Here is a 17,820-nt window from a genome sequence, read left to right as displayed (position 1 = left end):
TGTTACCTCTTGCGTAATACGTAAACTCGCCACATGGCATAGAGCGGTAAAAAGTCCAGGCGTTCCTGAATACGGAAGCCTGCCTGCTCAAATTCCTTTTCTACCGTAGCAGCCGGTAACACAAATCTATTTTGGTAACCTTCCTGCTCACGGGTTTTCTCCAGGCGCCTACGTTTCCAGGCTTTGAAATTGCCATCCACCCACAGTGAAAGGATCACGCTGTCGCGCGTGACGCGTTCGAACTCGCGCAAAATGGCCAGTCGATGCTCGGCTTCACCGATGTGATGGAGCAAACGCATGCAGAAAATGCTGTCGACGGCGTTATCCGGTAAGGCGATGTCGAATGCAGAAGTGTGCAAGGGTTGTACCCGTTTCACAACATCGGCCGGTTGCGCCTGCGTGGCGATCTTCACCATGGACTCGGAATTGTCGGCGCCGATGATCACACGGTTGGGTTTTTCCGCCAGCAAAGGCCAGAATCGGCCTGCCCCGCACGGAAGATCAAGGACCAGGCCAGGCTCGCCGACCAGCGTCAGCGCCTTGCGCGCCAGTTGCTCGTCACGCCAATGGGACAGTTTGCGGCTCACACCGTCCTGATGTTTGAGCAGGTATTCTTTCGCGTGTTGGTCATCGTATTTTTCGGAAAAATCAAGTTTGATCGGGCCGGCCATCGTCAGGTCTCCTGTACTTCTGATGACGTCAACCTTAGGGAGCGGCGTGTCAGCGACAGGTCATGCCTTTGTGAAAAATTTGTCATGTAAAACCCGCAATCGTTTCGAGGTTTTACAAGTCGACCATGGCCGGTTCCGGACCGATCAATCGCCTTTAGATGTATCCAGTTGCACTTGAAAACGACAGCCATGGGGTTCCATGGTCGTCAGACTGACGCTCCAGCCCTGGTTCTCACAAATTCGTTGCACCAGTGAGAGCCCCAACCCCAGACCCTCCCCGCGTTTCTCGTTGCCGCGCACGAAGGGCTCGAACATCGCTTCGCGTTTCTCCTCGGGAATGCCGACACCACTGTCCTCGACGACGAAGCCGCTGGCCGACAGGCTCAGGCGAATGAAGCCCTGCTCGGTGTAGTGCAGCGCATTACGCAGCAAGTTGCCCATCACCGCATGCAGGAATGTCGCGTTGTAACGCATGCCATGGGGCTGGCCCGGCTCGAAAATCAGCTTCAGTCCTTTAGACTCGATCGGCTCGCGCCATTGACTGAGCAAGCCGTGGGACACTTCACTCAGGGTCTGTTGAGGCGACATGCTGGCGTCTTCGCGTTGCGCACGGGCCAGCATCAGGAAGGTTTGCACCAGTTCGCGCATTTCTTCACTGGCACGGGCAATTCGTTCGACCTGCGCGCGGCCGCGCTGATCGATACCGGGGTTTTCGAGCAGCAGTTCGCACGAACTGGCGAGCACCATCAAGGGTGTGCGCAACTCGTGGCTGACGTCACTGGTGAATAGCCGCTCCCGGGTCAAGGCCTGGCGCAGACGCCCGAGCGTGGCATCGAAGGCCACTGCCAGTTCGCCCACCTCGTCAGCAGCGTAATCCGGTGCCAGGGGCGGCGCCAAACCCAGCAACTGGTCGCGGTGACGCACCTGGCGAGCCAGGCGTACCACCGGTGCCATGACTTTGCGCGCGAGCACCCAGCCCAGGAAAACCGCCAGCGCCAGGCTGAGCACGAAGCCCACCAGCACCACGGCGAACAGCACCCGCTCACGCTCTTCGAAGTCGCTCTGGTCCTGCAACAGGACATAACGCCGACCGTCGACGATTTCGACCATCGCGTGGTACGACAGCTGCTCGCGGAACACTTCATGAAAACCCGAATCCAGGTGCCGCAGATCCTTGGGCAGTTCAAAATCGCCGGGCCCGCCGCTGAAATAGAACAACTGGTCCGGTTCCGGGCGATGGCTCCAGTCGGAGACGTTATCCATCAGCAACAGACGCTGCAAATCGCCGCCCAGGCCCGCCGAGATCAGTTTTTCTTCCACCAGGTGCACGGTCGCCACAATGCCCATGGCAAAGGCGCCCGCCACCAGTGCGCTCATCAGCGCAAAGGCAATAATGATCCGTTGGGCAAGGCTTTGTTTAAACTCCATCACGCCCCTCGGCCAAGCGATAACCGACACCGTGCACGGTGTGCAGCAACGGTTTGGCGAACGGTTTGTCGATCACCTGGCGCAACTGATGGACATGGCTGCGCAGGCTGTCGCTGTCCGGGCAGTCATCGCCCCACAGGGCTTCTTCGAGTATTTCGCGACGCAATACATGAGGGCTTTTCTGCATCAGCACCGCCAGCAACTTCAGACCCACCGGGTTGAGCTTGAGCAATCGGCCTTCGCGGGTGACTTCCAGGGTGTCGAGGTCATAGCTCAGGTCGGCAACTTGCAGAGTACGGCGCCCGCCCCCCTGGGAGCGGCGCATGACCGCTTCGACCCGCGCCGCCAGCTCAGACAGGGCGAACGGTTTGATCAGATAATCGTCGGCACCAGACTTGAAGCCCTGCAGGCGGTCGTCCAGTTGATCGCGAGCGGTGAGCATGATCACCGGCGTGTCTCGGCGAGCATCTTCGCGCAGGCGTTTGCACAGGGTGTAGCCATCGATGCCAGGCAGCATGATATCGAGCACGATCAGGTCGTAGTGTTCAGTGGCCGCCAGGTGCAGACCCGACAAACCGTCCTGCGCACAATCCACGGTGTAGCCTTTGAGCCCCAGGTAATCGGCCAGATTGGCCAGGATATCGCGGTTGTCTTCAACCAGTAGAATTCGCATGGGCACCTTCTCCGTACACAGTAACGGCCGTCTTGGCCCGCGCAGCTTAAGGCCAAGTGTGGCTCACGGCTAGGATTGCGTGCAGCTGTCGTGTCAATGAAATACCGCTGTCGGGCCTTCACGTTTTTTTCACCCTTGATTCACAGGCTGGCGACAGCGCCGGGCTCAAACTCCGCGCGGTTGCGCTATTCAGTCACTTCACTGCCCCAGGAACTGCCATGGTTTCGACCTCCGCCCGCCCCGCCTCCCGCCCGCTCAACGCCTGGCTGTGCCTGGGCCTGCCCGCCGTTGCGGCAATCATTCTGGTCCTGCTCGAATTGACCTCCCTGGACATGGACCTGGCCAGGCTGTTCTACGATCCGGCCGCGGGGGACTTTATCGGCCGGCACAGTTACTTCCTCGAAACCGTCCTGCATGACCGGGCCAAACAGGTGGTGATCGCCTTCTCGGTGCTGGCCATCCTCGGTTTCATCGGCGCGTTTCGTGTCGACAGACTCAAACCATTCAAGCGTGAACTGGGCTGCCTGGTCTTGTCGCTGGGCCTGGCGACGTCCTTTGTCACGCCCATGAAAGCGGTGACGGCGGTGCAATGCCCGTGGAGCCTTGAACAGTTCGGAGGCCACGAAACCTACAGTGAATTGCTGAGCCCTCGCCCACCCACCGAAAAACCCGGGCGCTGCTGGCCAGGCGGTCATGCCGCGACCGGCTTCACACTGTTTGCACTGTTTTTCGTGCTGCGCGACCGTCGCCCGCGACTGGCCCGGGCAGCGTTCGCCTTCGCCCTTGCCTTGGGTACAGTGTTTTCCATCGGCCGAATGATGCAGGGAGCACACTTTTTTTCGCACAACGTGTGGACGGCAGTGTTTTGCTGGCTGATTTGCCTGGGGTCTTATTACTGGATTTTGTATCGGCCGGCGTCCAGAGCTGAAGCCGTGGTCAAGGCACAACCCGTTAGCACCTGAAATACAGTAGTCATGTGGGAGCGGCGTTGCGACGATTCGACTTGCTAGAGAAAGCGGTGTATCCGTCGACTGATGAGGTGACTGATACACCGCTTTCGCGAGCAAGCCCGCTCCCACACTCGAACATGGGCAATAAAAAACCCCGCCTGCTTTCGCAGGCGGGGTTTTTATGTACGGGGTAAGGCTGGCTTACATCATGCCGCCCATGCCGCCCATACCGCCCATGTCTGGCATGCCGCCGCCAGCTGGTGCGTCTTCCTTGATCTCGGCGATCATGGCTTCGGTGGTGATCATCAGGCTGGCGATGGAAGCCGCTGCCTGAAGAGCCGAACGAGTCACTTTAGCCGGGTCCAGGATACCCATTTCGATCATGTCGCCGTACTCGCCGGTCGCAGCGTTGTAACCGAAGTTACCAGCGCCTTGCTTGACCTTGTCGACAACCACGCTTGGCTCGTCACCGGAGTTGGCAACGATCTGGCGCAGTGGCGCTTCAACAGCGCGACGCAGCAACTGGATGCCAACGTCCTGATCAGCGTTGTCGCCTTTCAGTTCGCTGATGGCTTGCAGGGCACGAACCAGTGCCACGCCGCCGCCAGGTACCACGCCTTCTTCGACGGCTGCACGGGTAGCGTGCAGGGCGTCTTCAACGCGGGCTTTCTTCTCTTTCATTTCAACTTCGGAGCCAGCGCCAACCTTGATCACTGCAACGCCGCCGGACAGCTTGGCCAGGCGCTCTTGCAGTTTTTCACGGTCGTAGTCGGACGAAGTGTCAGCCACTTGCTGGCGGATCTGCAGAACGCGAGCCTGGATGTCAGCCTCAACGCCAGCGCCGTCGATCACGGTGGTGTTTTCTTTGGACAGGATCACGCGCTTGGCATTACCCAGGTGTTCCAGGGTAGTGCTTTCCAGGCTCAGGCCGATCTCTTCGGAGATAACGGTACCGCCGGTCAGAACGGCGATGTCCTGCAGCATGGCCTTGCGACGGTCGCCGAAGCCTGGCGCCTTGACGGCTGCGACTTTGACGATGCCACGCATGTTGTTCACAACCAGAGTCGCCAGGGCTTCGCCTTCAACGTCTTCGGCCACGATCAGCAGTGGACGGCCGGCTTTGGCAACGGCTTCCAGCACTGGCAGCATTTCGCGGATGTTCGAGATTTTTTTGTCGACCAGCAGGATCAGCGGACCGTCCAGCTCGGCAGTCATGGTCTCAGGCTTGTTGACGAAGTACGGGGACAGGTAGCCACGGTCGAACTGCATGCCTTCAACAACCGACAGTTCGTTTTCCAGGCCCGAGCCTTCTTCAACGGTGATCACGCCTTCTTTACCGACTTTTTCCATGGCTTCGGCAATGATGTCGCCGATGGAGCTGTCGGAGTTGGCCGAGATGGTGCCAACCTGAGCGATGGCCTTAGTGTCAGCGCAAGGCTTGGACAGGGCTTTGAGCTCTTTGACGATCGCGATGGTCGCTTTGTCGATACCGCGCTTGAGGTCCATCGGGTTCATGCCGGCAGCGACGGCTTTCAGGCCTTCGTTGACGATCGATTGAGCCAGAACGGTAGCGGTGGTGGTGCCGTCGCCTGCGTCATCGTTGGCACGGGAGGCAACGTCTTTGACCAGCTGCGCGCCCATGTTTTCGAAACGATCTTTCAGCTCGATTTCTTTGGCTACGGAAACGCCGTCCTTGGTGATGGTCGGAGCGCCGAAGCTCTTCTCGATGATCACGTTACGGCCTTTCGGGCCCAGGGTCGCCTTTACTGCGTCAGCCAGGACGTTGACACCGGTGAGCATTTTCTTGCGGGCGGAATCGCCGAATTTAACTTCTTTAGCAGCCATGATCGATATTCCTTAAATACTTTGTAGTAACGGGAAAATGAGCGGGAAATCAGCCTTCGATAACAGCGAGAATCTCGTTCTCAGCCATTACCAACAGGTCTTCGCCGTCGACTTTCACGGTGTTGCTGCCGGAGTAAGGACCGAACACAACCTTGTCGCCCACTTTCACGGCCAGTGCACGCACTTCACCGTTTTCCAGTACGCGGCCGGTGCCGACAGCGAGGATCTCGCCGCTGTTGGCTTTTTCAGCAGCCGAACCTGGCAGGACGATACCGCCAGCGGTTTTCTTTTCTTCTTCGCTGCGACGGATGACGACGCGGTCATGCAGAGGACGAAGCTTCATTGTCGATCTCTCCTAATTGTGGTTTTCATCGGCCGGTGTAATCCCGGCGGGTTTAACAAAGTCCGGCGGTGCCGGGTGCGGTTCGTCGAGCGAACCGCGGAAGTCTGTCTGGCGTGTTTGCCAGAAACCTTGCGGTGACCGTTACATAAGGGCGCATAAGCTTATTACAAGGGCGGGGATCGAAAATTTTTCATGTCGATGCCCCGCAAACGATCACGACACCAAGGTGTCGTGTCGCTGCAAGAGACTACTTGTGGTCGCGGTGTTCGAACTCGCCTTCGATCACATTGGGCTCTCGGCCCAGCGGCTCGCGGGGAGCGGGACCGCCACGGGGCTGGAGGTCATCGGCGAACGCACGCTGGCGAATGGCCTGTTCCTCGGCCCGCCGGCGCATTCTGTTGGCCAGCAGGCGACGGCTGATCGGCAACAGCATGATCAGGCCAACCACGTCGCTGATGAACCCCGGAAGGATCAACAGGCCACCGGCCAACGCCAGCATCAGGCCTTCAAGCATGGTCTGGGCGGGCAACTCGCCGCGGTTCAGGCTTTCACGGGCACGCAACGCCGTGGCCAGGCCGGCGACGCGCAGTACGAACACGCCGAACATCGAGCCGAGAATGATCAGCAGCAGGGCCGGGAAAAACCCGATAGCCCCTGCCACCTTGACGAATACGAAGAGCTCCAACACCGGGAACAGCAGAAAGAGCAACAGAAAAGGGCGCATCAAATGGTTCCTCAACGCAAGAATGCCTTGCCAGTCATCCATAGATGACGTCGCCCTTTCGTGAATTCAAGCGTCGGCCACTTCATTTTTCGGCCAATGCTCGGCGTGAGCCAGGAAAACCAAGGCTTCACGCACTTGTGTCGGCGTATTACACGAGGCTTGGAACGGCAACCAATATATTCCTTGGCCGATGCGCAGGTGCATGCCTTCGGTGTCGATGCCAACCATCTGTGCCGGCGCGGTTTTCGGCAACCCCGCCAGGTCGACGTAATGGGCAATGGCCTTGGCATGATCAGCGTTCATGTGCTCGACCATGCTCACTTCCGCCTTGCCGGCGAACGGGTTGGCCAGGATCAGGTCGTTGACCCAGTGGATGGCGCCGAAACCGCCGATGTAACGGTGGCGCACCGGCTGCAGTACCCAGAAATCGAAATCATGGGCCTTGTGATAATTCTGAGAATCCGGGAAGTAGCGGTAGTAGCGCTCGGCAGCCGCCTCGATGGCTGCCTCGTCCTCGATCCGTTGAGCCTCGGCCATGTAAGTCAGGCGCCCGACGGCTTGTACGTCTTCAGCTTCGCGCTCACCCACCAGCAGCGAACACTTCGGATCTTTCTGCAGGTTGTGGGTGTGCTGGGCGATACGGCTGATCAGGATCAGCGGCCGGCCCTGCTCGTCCAGGCAGTAGGGAACCACGGAGCCGAACGGAAAACCGGGCATGGCCTTGGAGAGCGTCGACAGGACGCCGCGGTATTCCTTGAGCAGCAATTCTCGGGCATTCTTGGCAACTTCAACGCTCAATTTATGACTCCTTATATAGAATCCGTCAAAAAAACGGACGGGCGACTGGTGAAAGTTCCAGTCAGCCATCGGGCAATTCTCATGTGCAGCCAGGCCATGCCAGGCGCCGATCGAGAGGCTCTCTGAAAGGACACCACTCAGACCTGCTACCGGGGCATGCGAATGCAACTCACTGACAAAGTAATCATTATCACGGGCGGTTGCCAGGGTTTAGGCCGATCCATGGCCGAGTATTTGGCGGCCAAGGGCGCGAAGCTGGCGCTGGTGGATCTCAACCAGGAAAAACTCGATGACGCCGTGGCCGCCTGCCAGGCCAGGGGTGTCGAAGCCCGTGCCTACCTGTGCAACGTCGCCAATGAGGAGCAAGTGACGCACATGGTCGCGCAGGTTGCCGAAGATTTCGGCGCGATCCATGGTTTGATCAACAACGCCGGGATCCTGCGCGACGGCCTGCTGCTCAAGGTCAAGGACGGCGAGATGACCAGGATGAGCCTGGCCCAGTGGCAGGCGGTCATCGACGTCAACCTGACCGGCGTGTTCCTGTGCACCCGTGAAGTCGCGGCGAAAATGGTCGAGCTGAAGAACAGCGGCGCGATCATCAATATCTCGTCGATTTCCCGTGCCGGCAACGTCGGCCAGACCAACTACTCCGCCGCCAAGGCCGGTGTCGCCGCCGCGACCGTGACCTGGGCCAAGGAACTGGCGCGCTACGGCATTCGCGTGGCGGGCATTGCACCGGGGTTCATCGAGACCGAGATGACGCTGGGCATGAAGCCTGAAGCGCTGGAGAAGATGACCTCGGGGATTCCGCTCAAGCGCATGGGCAAGCCGGACGAGATTGCCCATTCGGCGGCCTATATATTCGAGAACGACTACTACACCGGCCGGATCCTGGAAATGGATGGCGGGTTGCGGATTTAAGGCATACACCGAAAAAATGTAGGAGCGGGCTTGCTCGCGAATGCAGTAGATCAGTCAACTTATCCGTTGAATGACACACCGTATTCGCGAGCAAGCCCGCTCCCACAATGTATTGCGCGTCTTCAGCTAATCAATCGTCGCTGATGGTGATGTTCGGCATCGCCGGCATCGCCGCTTCCTGCAACACGATCCGCGCGCCGACATGGCGAGCCAGTTCCTGGTAGACCATTGCAATCGGGCTGTCAGGCTCGGCGATCACCGTTGGTTTGCCGCCATCGGCCTGTTCGCGGATGACCATCGACAGCGGCAACGAGGCCAGCAACTCGACGCCGTACTGGCTGGCCAGTTTCACCCCGCCGCCCTCGCCGAACAGATGCTCCGCATGCCCGCAATTGGAGCAGATGTGCACGGCCATGTTTTCCACCACACCCAGCACCGGAATGTTGACCTTGCGGAACATTTCCACGCCCTTGCGCGCGTCAAGCAGGGCCAGGTCCTGTGGCGTGGTGACGATGACCGCACCGGCTACCGGGACTTTCTGCGCCAGAGTCAACTGGATGTCACCGGTGCCCGGCGGCATGTCGATGACCAGGTAATCCAGGTCACCCCAGGCCGTCTGGGTCACCAGCTGCAACAAGGCGCCGGACACCATCGGCCCGCGCCAGACCATCGGCGTGTTGTCATCGGTCAGGAACGCCATGGACATCACTTCAACGCCATGGGACTCGATGGGCACGAACCACTTTTGATCCTTGATTTGCGGCCGGGTGCCTTCGGCGATGCCGAACATGATGCCTTGGCTCGGTCCATAGATGTCGGCGTCGAGAATCCCCACCTTGGCGCCTTCTCGGGCCAGGGCCAATGCCAGGTTGGCGGCGGTGGTGGATTTGCCCACGCCGCCCTTGCCAGAGGCCACGGCAACCACGTTCTTGACGTTGGCCAGGCCCGGAATCTGAGCCTGGGCCTTGTGCGCGGCAATCACACTGGTGATGTCGACGCGGGCCGACCCTACGCCGTCCAGGCCTTCGATGGCCATTTGCAGCATCTGCGCCCAGCCACTCTTGAACAGACCGGCGGCGTAGCCCAGTTCGAGCTGGACGCTGACGCGGTCGCCCTGGACATCGATGCTGCGCACGCATCCGGCGCTGACCGGGTCCTGGTTCAGGTAAGGGTCGGTGTATTGGCGAAGGACGGCTTCCACCGCTGCGCGATTGACGGCGCTCATGGGCAACTCCGATAGCAAGACTGGAAAATCAGGCGGGTATCGTACCTGTTCTGATCTTTTGGGGGCATCACCGGTGTGATCATCGGAGGAAACAGCCTCAAAGGTGAAAAATATGCGCCGGCGCTTTATAGTGGCCGACCTCCGTTTCATCAAGTAGCCGAGCCCCATGTCCGAGCCACGCAAGATTCTCGTCACCAGCGCCCTGCCCTATGCCAATGGTTCGATTCACCTCGGCCATATGCTGGAATACATCCAGACCGATATGTGGGTGCGCTTCCAGAAGCACCGCGGCAACCAATGCATCTATGTCTGCGCCGACGACGCCCACGGTTCGGCCATCATGCTGCGCGCGGAAAAGGAAGGCATCACCCCGGAACAACTGATCGCCAACGTCCAGGCTGAACACAGCGCCGACTTTGCCGAGTTCCTGGTGGACTTCGACAACTTCCACTCCACTCACGCTGAAGAAAACCGTGAGCTGTCGAGCCAGATCTACCTGAAGCTGCGCGACGCCGGGCACATCGCCACGCGCTCGATCACTCAGTATTTCGACCCGGAAAAGAAAATGTTCCTGGCCGACCGTTTCATCAAGGGCACCTGCCCGAAATGCGGCACTGAAGACCAGTACGGCGACAACTGCGAGAAATGCGGTGCCACCTACGCACCGACCGACCTCAAAGACCCGAAGTCGGCCATTTCCGGCGCGACTCCGGTGCTCAAGGACTCCCAGCACTTCTTCTTCAAGTTGCCGGACTTCCAGGCCATGCTGCAGACCTGGACCCGCAGTGGCACCCTGCAGGACGCCGTCGCCAACAAAATCGCCGAATGGCTGGATGCCGGCCTGCAACAGTGGGACATCTCCCGCGATGCGCCGTACTTCGGCTTCGAAATCCCCGATGAGCCGGGCAAGTACTTCTACGTGTGGCTGGATGCGCCGATCGGCTACATGGCGAGCTTCAAGAACCTGTGCGACCGCACGCCGGAGCTGGACTTCGACGCGTTCTGGGGCAAGGACTCCACCGCCGAGCTGTACCACTTCATCGGCAAGGACATCGTCAATTTCCACGCCCTGTTCTGGCCAGCCATGCTCGAAGGCGCGGGTTATCGCAAGCCGACCGGCATCAACGTACACGGCTACCTGACCGTCAACGGCCAGAAAATGTCCAAGTCCCGCGGCACCTTCATCAAGGCCCGGACCTACCTGGATCACCTGTCGCCGGAATACCTGCGCTACTACTACGCGGCCAAGCTCAGCCGTGGCGTCGACGACCTGGACCTGAACCTCGAAGACTTCGTGCAGAAGGTCAACTCCGACCTGGTCGGCAAAGTCGTCAACATCGCCAGCCGCTGCGCCGGTTTCATCCACAAGGGCAATGCCGGCGTGATGGTCGACACCAACGCCGCGCCGGAGCTGACCGAAGCGTTCCTGGCTGCCGCGCCTGGCATCGCCGACGCCTATGAAGCCCGCGACTTTGCCCGCGCCATGCGCGAGATCATGGCCCTGGCCGATCGCGCGAACGCCTGGATCGCCGACAAGGCTCCCTGGTCGCTGAACAAACAGGAAGGCAAGCAGGATGAAGTCCAGGCGATCTGCGCCACGGGCGTCAACCTGTTCCGCCAACTGGTGATTTTCCTCAAGCCGGTGCTGCCGCTGCTGGCCGCCGATGCCGAGGCGTTCCTCAATGTCGCGCCGCTGACCTGGAACGACCACGCCATCTGGCTCGCCAACCATCAGTTGAATGAGTTCAAGCCACTGATGACCCGGATCGACCCGGTCAAGGTGCAGGCCATGACCGACGCGTCGAAGGAAGACCTGACCGCCAGCCAGACCGACACGGGCGAAGCGGCACCCGCCGGCAATGGCGAGCTGGCCAAGGATCCGTTGTCGCCGGAAATCGAGTTCGACACCTTTGCCGCGGTCGACCTGCGCGTCGCCCTGATCGTCAAGGCCGAGCACGTAGAGGGTGCCGATAAACTGCTGCGCCTGACCCTCGATATCGGTGACGAGCAACGCAACGTGTTCTCCGGGATCAAGAGCGCTTACCCGGACCCGTCCAAGCTCGACGGTCGCCTGACCATGATGATCGCCAACCTCAAGCCTCGCAAAATGAAGTTCGGCATCTCCGAAGGCATGGTGATGGCGGCCGGCCCTGGCGGTGAAGAAATCTACCTGCTGAGCCCTGACAGCGGCGCCAAGCCTGGTCAGCGGATCAAGTAAGGTACGGCGGCAAACCGATCCCACAGTCGTGCCTGGCGCGGCTGTGGGATTTTCATGTCTGGCCCACCCTCCGCCCTTGCCGGATAATGCCTAAGCTTTTTACACACCTGCGTTAAAAAGCCCCGTTCTTGCCGGCACGATCATGACCGAAGCAATGCTTACGCTTATCAGCACCGCCCTGATCAACAACTTTGTGTTGCACTGGCCGCTGGGTGTCGATCCGCTGTTGGGCAGTGAACGTCGGCAAGTCCATGCACTGGGGATCGCGACGACCTGCCTGATGCTGGTGGTCGGCCTGCTCGGATACTCCCTCTATCATGTGTTGCTTATCCCGCTGCAAGCGACAGGGCTGCGACTTTTCGTGCTCCTGCCCTTGAGTGTGTTGCTGATCAGCCCCTTGCTGAAAGGGCTGTCACGGCTGTTTTCAACGCTGCCGTTCGAGGGGCTTTGGCCGTTGCTGCTGGGCAATGCCGGCGTGCTCGGGGTGGCGCTTATCAACATCCAGAATGACAAGGGATTCGTTGCTGCCGCAGCCCTGAGCCTGGGTGCCGGGCTGGGTTTCTGGCTGGTGCTGGGTCTGTTCAACGACCTGCGACAACGCACACTCGATAACGATGTGCCCCTGCCCTTTCGCGGCTTGCCGATCGACCTGATCGGCGCCGGCCTGATTGCAGTGGCCTTTCTCGGATTCAGCGGACTGATCAAAACATGAGTCTGATTCAAAGGATCGACGCCCTCTTGCCGCAGACTCAGTGCGGCAAGTGCGGTCATCCCGGATGCAAACCGTACGCTGAAGGCATCGCCGCCGGCGAGCCGATCAACAAGTGCCCTCCGGGCGGTAACGAAACCATCGGTGCCCTGGCCGAACTGCTGAACGTGCCGGTGCTGGAACTGGATGTCAGCCGTGGTTCGGCCCCGGCGCAGATCGCCTACATCCGCGAAGCCGAATGCATCGGCTGCACCAAATGCATCCAGGCCTGCCCGGTGGATGCCATCGTCGGCGCGGCCAAGCTGATGCACACGGTGATCATCGATGAATGCACCGGTTGCGACCTCTGCGTGGCGCCTTGTCCAGTGGATTGCATCGAAATGCGCCCGTTGCCGATAGCCACGGTGCTGCCCATTGTCGGGGGGCTGGCATTCAGCCTTGAAGCGCAACGCGCCCGCGCCGCCAAGCGTAATCACGCACGGCTTCGCTTCGAACAGCGCAACGCACGCCTGCAACGCGAGGAGCAACAAAAGGCTGCTGAACGCCAGGTGCGCGCGCAACGCGCCAACCAGCCCAGCGCAGCGACCCTCGACCCGGTGCAGGCCGCGCTTGAGCGCGTTCGCGCCCAGAAAGCCGCCAATGCCGATGCGGCCTTGAAGAAGGCCAGGATCGAACTGGCGATGAGTCGGGCGCAATTGACCAAGTCACTCAAGGCTTTCGGCCATCCACCGACCTTCGAACAGCAGTCGCAATTGATTGTCCTGCAACAACAGTTCGAAGCCGCCGAGCACGCCCTGGCGCAACTGGAAAGCGCTGCACCACTCGCTCCGGCTCCCACGGCGCCTCCGGCAAAGAATGCCGAGCTGAACCGCGCGAAGATCCAGTTGGCCATGCGCCGTGCCGAGCTGAAAAAAGCTCAAGCCGGCCAGGCACCCGTCGAGCAGATCGAAGCCCTGGAGCGTGCACTCAGCGAAGCCGAACGCCAGGTGAATGCCCATGCCGCCCCTTGAGTCGGTCGACGTACGCCTGCAGCAGGCCATGAAACTGGTTCTACTGGCGACGCTGCCAGGAATGCTGGCGTTGTCCTGGCTTTACGGCTGGGGCGTGTTGATCAACCTGATGCTGGCAAGCGCGAGTGCGTTGGCCGTTGAGGCCGCAGTGCTGAAGTTGCGCAAGCGCACCCTCAAACCGACCTTGAGCGACGGCAGCGCCCTTGTCAGTGCCACGCTACTGGCCCTGGCCTTGCCGCCCTATTGCCCGTGGTGGTTGACGGTCACTGCCGCCGCGTTTGCCATGCTGTTCGGCAAGCACTTGTATGGCGGTGTCGGCAGCAATCCGTTCAACCCGGCGATGCTTGGTTTTGCATGGGTGGTGGTGGCGTTTCCGCAACAACTGACCCACTGGCCGGCGTCCCACGGCATAGATCTGTCAGCCGGTGTGCAGCAGGTATTCGGTGTCGGTCAACTCCCGGATGCCTGGGTCCGGGCCACGGCACTGGACAGTCTGAGGATCAACAAAAGCCTGACCATGGACGAGTTGTTCTCGATGAATCCGGCGTTCGGTCATGTCGGCGGTCGCGGTGTTGAATGGGTAAACCTGGCCTTTCTCGCGGGCGGCGCGTTTCTGCTCCAACGCAAGGTGTTCGGCTGGCATGCGCCGGTCGGCATGCTCGGTAGCCTGTTCCTCATCAGTCTGGTGTGCTGGAACGGCTCAGGCTCCGACTCCAATGGCTCACCGTTGTTTCATCTGCTCACCGGCGCCAGCATGCTGGGAGCGTTCTTCATCGTGACGGAACCGGTGTCCGGCGCCAAAAGTCCCGGCGCGAGATTGCTGTTCGGCATCGGTGTCGGGCTGCTGACGTATCTGATTCGTACGTGGGGCGGTTATCCGGACGGCGTGGCCTTCGCGGTATTGCTGATGAACCTCTGCGTTCCGGCACTGGAGCGGTTCGTCTGCGCCAGGCAAGGGCGGATTGCGCCATGAAACGAGTGTCGAGCGTTGCGATCCTTGCCTTACTGGCCGCCCTCGGGATTGGCTTGACCTGGCTCGCGCAGCACAACGGTGCGCCACGGATCGCGGCTGAGCAGCGCCTGATCGACAGTCGCAACCTGCTGGACCTGCTACCGCCCGACAGCTACGACAATCAGCCGCTGGAACAACCGCTCACCCTCGACAACCCGACGCTGGGCAACAGCACGCTGCTGGCGGGTTACCGCGCCACCAAGGCCGGCAAGCCCTATGCCGTGCTGCTGCGCAGCCAGACCCTGGGCTATTCCGGCGCTATCGATCTGCTGATCGCCATCGACCTCAATGGCCGGCTGATTGGCGTCAAAACCCTCAGGCAAGCGGAAACGCCTGGGCTGGGTGCGCGGATCGCCGAATGGCCCAATGCATGGCTCCAGCTGTTTTCCGCAAAGTCGCTCACTGATCCGGATGACAAAGGCTGGGCCTTGAAAAAGGACCAGGGACAATTCGACCAGATTGCGGGAGCGACCATTACGTCCAGGGCGGTGATCAACGCCACCCACGAGGCGCTGCGCTACTTCGATGAATACCGGCACCCCCTGCTCGGGAGCCCTTCCCATGAGTAAACCATCACTGTTGCAGAACGCATTGATGCTTGCGCCGCTGATCGGCGCCACCGGCTCACTCATGACCGCGCTGGGCTTGTGGCTGATGTTCATCATCGTGATCGGCCTGTTCGGCCTGGGCATGAATGCCGTGCGACCCCGTCTGCTGCCTTCGATGCGCTTGCTGGCCGGCGTGGTGCTCGCCGCCACGCTGACCAGTTGTGCGGAGCTCGGCATGCAAGTCTGGTCGTTGCAATGGCATCAACAGCTGGGAATCTATTCAGCGTTGATCGCGCTGCAATGTGTCGTGTTGGACCACACCGGATTTTTCCAGGCGACCTTGCGACATCGTCTGCGCCTTTGTGGACTGTTCGGTGCATTGTTGGTCAGCATGGGCGGGCTGCGTGAACTCCTGGGTAACGGGACACTCGGCAACCACTGGCCATGGCTGATCGGTGCGACACCGTCGGATTGGCAGCGGGTGCTGAGCGTCGACGCCGGGTTGCGCCTGGCTGTGCTGGCCCCTGGCGGATTCATTCTGCTGGGCTTGCTGATCGCCGCATGGCAGGCCTGGCATCGCCCGACACCTTCACAATGACCGCTTTCGAGGAAACGCACTGACCATGAATGCCGCAAAACGTCTGGAAATTTTCCGCAGGCTGCACGAAGACAACCCGGAACCGAAGACCGAACTGGCCTATTCATCACCGTTCGAGTTGCTGATTGCGGTGATTCTTTCGGCGCAATCGACCGATGTCGGCGTTAACAAGGCCACGGCAAAACTCTTTCCGGTGGCCAATACCCCCGCCGCGATTCATGCCTTGGGCATCGAGGGGTTGTCGGAATACATCAAGACCATTGGCCTGTTCAATAGCAAAGCAAAAAATGTGATCGAGACCTGTCGCTTACTGGTGGAGCGCCATGCCGGCGAAGTGCCGCAGACTCGCGAGGAACTGGAGGCCCTGCCCGGTGTAGGCCGAAAGACTGCCAACGTGGTGCTCAACACCGCGTTCCGTCAGCTGACGATGGCTGTCGATACCCATATTTTTCGGGTCAGCAACCGGACCGGCATTGCGCCGGGCAAGAATGTGGTCGAGGTAGAGAAAAAACTGATGAAGTTCGTACCCAAGGAGTACCTGCTCGACTCCCATCACTGGCTGATCCTTCACGGACGCTATGTTTGCCTGGCTCGCAAGCCTCGTTGTGGCAGCTGCCGGATCGAAGATTTGTGCGAATACAAGCAAAAGACCTCGGACGATTGAGGCACTATTGTATTTTTTGATTTATCGATTGAAAAAATCTTTTTTACCCGCCGGACGATTGTCGATATAAGGAGCGCCAAAGGCCGTCTTAGCCTGGAGTAACTACATGAGCACTGGCAAAGAGCAATTGGACGTAGATGAAGATTTCACTGCCGTTGAAGCTGATGATGCCGAACCGGTGGTAGAAGTCGCGAAAACCAACCTGAGCAAACGCCGTACCATCGACAATCTACTGGAGGAGCGCCGACTGCAAAAGCAATTGGCCGATTACGATTTTGACTTATGACACCTGAAAGCCTCCCGCAACGGAGGCTTTTTTCATTGTGCCGAACAGCAATAATTGCCCGTTTATTGCCTATCGTCACGCCCGATAAGATCACACGATCCCGTTGCGTTGAGCCAGTTCGATCAGGTCGACCAGTGAGCGCGCATTGAGCTTCAGCAACAGGCGGGTCTTGTAAGTACTCACGGTCTTGTTGCTGAGAAACATCCCGTCGGCAATTTCCTTGTTTGTCTTGCCTCTGGCCAACTGTTGCAAAACCATCATTTCCCGGCCTGAGAGACGATCCACCATATCGGCTTCACTGGCGTTCCCCAAACTGGCACGCACCGTATGCAAGGCTTGATTGGGAAAGTAGCTGTAACCAGACAAAACTGCCTTTATCGCACTGAGCAGTTCCGTAAGGTCCTGCTGTTTGCAGACATACCCGGCTGCACCCGATTGCATGCAACGCATGGAGAAGTGCCCCGGTGCCTGGGATGTCAATATCAACACTTTCATGGGCATCGCCGCTGATGTTAGTCGTGCGATAACTTCCAGCCCGTCAAGCTTCGGTATCCCGATATCCAGAATGACAATATCCGGCATAAATTCACGGGCAAGTTGTAATGCATCCACTCCATTATCGGTTTCTGCAACAACTTCGTAACCATGACGCTCCATTAGCATACGTACCGCAAGACGAATGACGGGGTGATCATCCACGATCAGCACTTTATTCATGGGCAAGTCCAATTTTCGCTGTTCGAATTTTTAGAGCCCGCACAATAGCCTAGTCGTTTCATCCATGGCATGCCGCCCCCCCCAGCGACCTGCAGCGAGAGACATTCCCTACGAGAATCGCGGATTATTCCTACAAAAAACCTCTGAACACGGCGAAGCAAAAACAGTATTCGCGTGAATAGATTATGACTTTCGCAGTTTTTTTGTATCGAATTTTTACTTGAAACCAAACTTTCGAAAGCAACTCCAAACAACTCAAAAACACCACAAAACTTCAATACAGCTGAAACCCTCAATTAACCCATTAATACGGGAATTATCACACACCGAGTATCGACTCACTCTTACAGAAAAAAATCAGGCATAGACAATCATTAAAACTACAGCAGGTCTAAAATAAAAACAGCGATCATGAAAACACTGAAACCCGGCATTACCGACAACAACACAACCACCAAAACCACATGAATGGCGTAACAT

The 17,820-nt window shown here is 59.1% G+C and carries 19 protein-coding genes; 10 read left to right on the top strand and 9 right to left on the bottom strand.

Annotation, left to right across the window (positions count from 1 at the left end; genetic code table 11):
• Positions 1-2: 2 nt before the first annotated feature.
• The 3 genes from F8N66_RS22575 to colR all read right to left on the bottom strand — a co-directional run bounded on the left by F8N66_RS22575 (position 3) and on the right by colR (position 2,772).
• On the bottom strand, positions 3-671 hold the full coding sequence (locus F8N66_RS22575) for a class I SAM-dependent methyltransferase (protein WP_150772281.1): 669 nt from the start codon (positions 669-671) through the stop codon (positions 3-5).
• Between the two features lie 144 nt (positions 672-815).
• Positions 816-2,099, bottom strand: a complete 1,284-nt coding sequence (locus F8N66_RS22570) for a sensor histidine kinase (RefSeq protein WP_150772280.1) — start codon at positions 2,097-2,099, stop codon at positions 816-818.
• Positions 2,089-2,772, bottom strand: a complete 684-nt coding sequence (gene colR, locus F8N66_RS22565; protein WP_150772279.1) for a two-component system response regulator ColR — start codon at positions 2,770-2,772, stop codon at positions 2,089-2,091. Before colR ends, F8N66_RS22570 begins: the two co-directional genes overlap by 11 nt.
• A gap of 218 nt (positions 2,773-2,990) precedes the next feature.
• On the opposite strand from colR, the gene F8N66_RS22560 reads away from it, so the two are divergent.
• Positions 2,991-3,734, top strand: a complete 744-nt coding sequence (locus tag F8N66_RS22560; protein WP_150772278.1) for a phosphatase PAP2 family protein — start codon at positions 2,991-2,993, stop codon at positions 3,732-3,734.
• A 189-nt stretch (positions 3,735-3,923) separates the two neighbouring features.
• Here F8N66_RS22560 and groL read toward each other — a convergent pair whose 3' ends face one another.
• From groL to F8N66_RS22540, 4 genes are all read right to left on the bottom strand, one after another.
• Entirely contained in the window at positions 3,924-5,567 is a 1,644-nt protein-coding gene (groL, locus tag F8N66_RS22555; RefSeq protein WP_150772277.1) for a chaperonin GroEL, read from the bottom strand.
• 49 nt (positions 5,568-5,616) lie between these two features.
• Positions 5,617-5,910 (bottom strand): co-chaperone GroES, encoded by a 294-nt coding sequence (locus tag F8N66_RS22550; protein WP_054045166.1) that lies wholly within the window; start codon positions 5,908-5,910, stop codon positions 5,617-5,619.
• Between the two features lie 247 nt (positions 5,911-6,157).
• A complete protein-coding gene (locus F8N66_RS22545; protein ID WP_150772276.1) occupies positions 6,158-6,634 on the bottom strand; it encodes an FxsA family protein in 477 nt (158 codons plus the stop codon).
• A gap of 66 nt (positions 6,635-6,700) precedes the next feature.
• Positions 6,701-7,432, bottom strand: coding sequence for a HugZ family protein (locus F8N66_RS22540; protein ID WP_150772275.1), 732 nt, complete (start codon positions 7,430-7,432; stop codon positions 6,701-6,703).
• A gap of 162 nt (positions 7,433-7,594) precedes the next feature.
• Between F8N66_RS22540 and F8N66_RS22535 the strand changes: the two genes are divergently transcribed.
• Positions 7,595-8,353 carry an SDR family oxidoreductase gene (locus F8N66_RS22535; protein ID WP_150772274.1) on the top strand — a complete coding sequence of 253 codons (759 nt, stop codon included), beginning with the start codon at positions 7,595-7,597 and terminating at the stop codon, positions 8,351-8,353.
• Positions 8,354-8,483: 130 nt separating this feature from the next.
• Here the strand turns inward: F8N66_RS22535 and apbC are convergent, their stop codons facing one another.
• Positions 8,484-9,578: an iron-sulfur cluster carrier protein ApbC gene (gene apbC, locus F8N66_RS22530; RefSeq protein ID WP_150772273.1), complete on the bottom strand. Its 1,095-nt coding sequence runs from the start codon at positions 9,576-9,578 to the stop codon at positions 8,484-8,486.
• Positions 9,579-9,744: 166 nt separating this feature from the next.
• Between apbC and metG the strand changes: the two genes are divergently transcribed.
• The 8 genes from metG to F8N66_RS22490 all read left to right on the top strand — a co-directional run bounded on the left by metG (position 9,745) and on the right by F8N66_RS22490 (position 16,623).
• Positions 9,745-11,796, top strand: coding sequence for a methionine--tRNA ligase (metG, locus tag F8N66_RS22525; protein WP_150772272.1), 2,052 nt, complete (start codon positions 9,745-9,747; stop codon positions 11,794-11,796).
• 142 nt (positions 11,797-11,938) lie between these two features.
• Positions 11,939-12,508 (top strand): Rnf-Nqr domain containing protein, encoded by a 570-nt coding sequence (locus tag F8N66_RS22520; protein ID WP_150772271.1) that lies wholly within the window; start codon positions 11,939-11,941, stop codon positions 12,506-12,508.
• A complete protein-coding gene (gene rsxB / locus F8N66_RS22515; protein ID WP_150772270.1) occupies positions 12,505-13,515 on the top strand; it encodes an electron transport complex subunit RsxB in 1,011 nt (336 codons plus the stop codon). Before F8N66_RS22520 ends, rsxB begins: the two co-directional genes overlap by 4 nt.
• A complete protein-coding gene (locus tag F8N66_RS22510; RefSeq protein ID WP_150772269.1) occupies positions 13,502-14,488 on the top strand; it encodes an RnfABCDGE type electron transport complex subunit D in 987 nt (328 codons plus the stop codon). The genes rsxB and F8N66_RS22510 overlap by 14 nt, the downstream gene beginning before the upstream one ends.
• Complete coding sequence (locus tag F8N66_RS22505) at positions 14,485-15,096, top strand: RnfABCDGE type electron transport complex subunit G (protein WP_150772268.1); 612 nt, start codon at positions 14,485-14,487, stop codon at positions 15,094-15,096. Before F8N66_RS22510 ends, F8N66_RS22505 begins: the two co-directional genes overlap by 4 nt.
• Positions 15,089-15,673, top strand: coding sequence for an Rnf-Nqr domain containing protein (locus F8N66_RS22500; RefSeq protein WP_150772267.1), 585 nt, complete (start codon positions 15,089-15,091; stop codon positions 15,671-15,673). The genes F8N66_RS22505 and F8N66_RS22500 overlap by 8 nt, the downstream gene beginning before the upstream one ends.
• Before the next feature lie 25 nt (positions 15,674-15,698).
• Positions 15,699-16,337 carry an endonuclease III gene (gene nth, locus F8N66_RS22495; RefSeq protein ID WP_150772266.1) on the top strand — a complete coding sequence of 213 codons (639 nt, stop codon included), beginning with the start codon at positions 15,699-15,701 and terminating at the stop codon, positions 16,335-16,337.
• A 106-nt stretch (positions 16,338-16,443) separates the two neighbouring features.
• Complete coding sequence (locus tag F8N66_RS22490) at positions 16,444-16,623, top strand: PA3496 family putative envelope integrity protein (RefSeq protein WP_150772265.1); 180 nt, start codon at positions 16,444-16,446, stop codon at positions 16,621-16,623.
• 90 nt (positions 16,624-16,713) lie between these two features.
• Here F8N66_RS22490 and F8N66_RS22485 read toward each other — a convergent pair whose 3' ends face one another.
• The gene (locus F8N66_RS22485) at positions 16,714-17,340 is read right to left on the bottom strand and encodes a response regulator transcription factor (RefSeq protein WP_150772264.1); all 627 of its coding nucleotides are present in this window, start codon (positions 17,338-17,340) and stop codon (positions 16,714-16,716) included.
• Positions 17,341-17,820 lie beyond the last annotated feature (480 nt).

The organism is Pseudomonas fluorescens (assembly GCF_902498195.1).
Taxonomy (GTDB): domain Bacteria; phylum Pseudomonadota; class Gammaproteobacteria; order Pseudomonadales; family Pseudomonadaceae; genus Aquipseudomonas; species Aquipseudomonas fluorescens_BU.
Note: the sequence above shows the minus strand (reverse complement) of the source record. Positions and strands in the feature narration are given on the sequence as shown.

Excerpts from the sequence above, each read along its gene's own strand:
- F8N66_RS22575 (WP_150772281.1), bottom strand. The coding sequence starts at position 671 with ATGGCCGGCCCGATCAAACTTGATTTTTCCGAAAAATACGATGACCAA.
- F8N66_RS22570 (WP_150772280.1), bottom strand. The coding sequence starts at position 2,099 with ATGGAGTTTAAACAAAGCCTTGCCCAACGGATCATTATTGCCTTTGCG.
- colR (WP_150772279.1), bottom strand. The coding sequence starts at position 2,772 with ATGCGAATTCTACTGGTTGAAGACAACCGCGATATCCTGGCCAATCTG.
- F8N66_RS22560 (WP_150772278.1), top strand. The coding sequence starts at position 2,991 with ATGGTTTCGACCTCCGCCCGCCCCGCCTCCCGCCCGCTCAACGCCTGG.
- groL (WP_150772277.1), bottom strand. The coding sequence starts at position 5,567 with ATGGCTGCTAAAGAAGTTAAATTCGGCGATTCCGCCCGCAAGAAAATG.
- F8N66_RS22550 (WP_054045166.1), bottom strand. The coding sequence starts at position 5,910 with ATGAAGCTTCGTCCTCTGCATGACCGCGTCGTCATCCGTCGCAGCGAA.
- F8N66_RS22545 (WP_150772276.1), bottom strand. The coding sequence starts at position 6,634 with ATGCGCCCTTTTCTGTTGCTCTTTCTGCTGTTCCCGGTGTTGGAGCTC.
- F8N66_RS22535 (WP_150772274.1), top strand. The coding sequence starts at position 7,595 with ATGCAACTCACTGACAAAGTAATCATTATCACGGGCGGTTGCCAGGGT.
- apbC (WP_150772273.1), bottom strand. The coding sequence starts at position 9,578 with ATGAGCGCCGTCAATCGCGCAGCGGTGGAAGCCGTCCTTCGCCAATAC.
- metG (WP_150772272.1), top strand. The coding sequence starts at position 9,745 with ATGTCCGAGCCACGCAAGATTCTCGTCACCAGCGCCCTGCCCTATGCC.
- F8N66_RS22520 (WP_150772271.1), top strand. The coding sequence starts at position 11,939 with ATGACCGAAGCAATGCTTACGCTTATCAGCACCGCCCTGATCAACAAC.
- rsxB (WP_150772270.1), top strand. The coding sequence starts at position 12,505 with ATGAGTCTGATTCAAAGGATCGACGCCCTCTTGCCGCAGACTCAGTGC.
- F8N66_RS22510 (WP_150772269.1), top strand. The coding sequence starts at position 13,502 with ATGCCGCCCCTTGAGTCGGTCGACGTACGCCTGCAGCAGGCCATGAAA.
- F8N66_RS22505 (WP_150772268.1), top strand. The coding sequence starts at position 14,485 with ATGAAACGAGTGTCGAGCGTTGCGATCCTTGCCTTACTGGCCGCCCTC.
- F8N66_RS22500 (WP_150772267.1), top strand. The coding sequence starts at position 15,089 with ATGAGTAAACCATCACTGTTGCAGAACGCATTGATGCTTGCGCCGCTG.
- nth (WP_150772266.1), top strand. The coding sequence starts at position 15,699 with ATGAATGCCGCAAAACGTCTGGAAATTTTCCGCAGGCTGCACGAAGAC.
- F8N66_RS22490 (WP_150772265.1), top strand. The coding sequence starts at position 16,444 with ATGAGCACTGGCAAAGAGCAATTGGACGTAGATGAAGATTTCACTGCC.
- F8N66_RS22485 (WP_150772264.1), bottom strand. The coding sequence starts at position 17,340 with ATGAATAAAGTGCTGATCGTGGATGATCACCCCGTCATTCGTCTTGCG.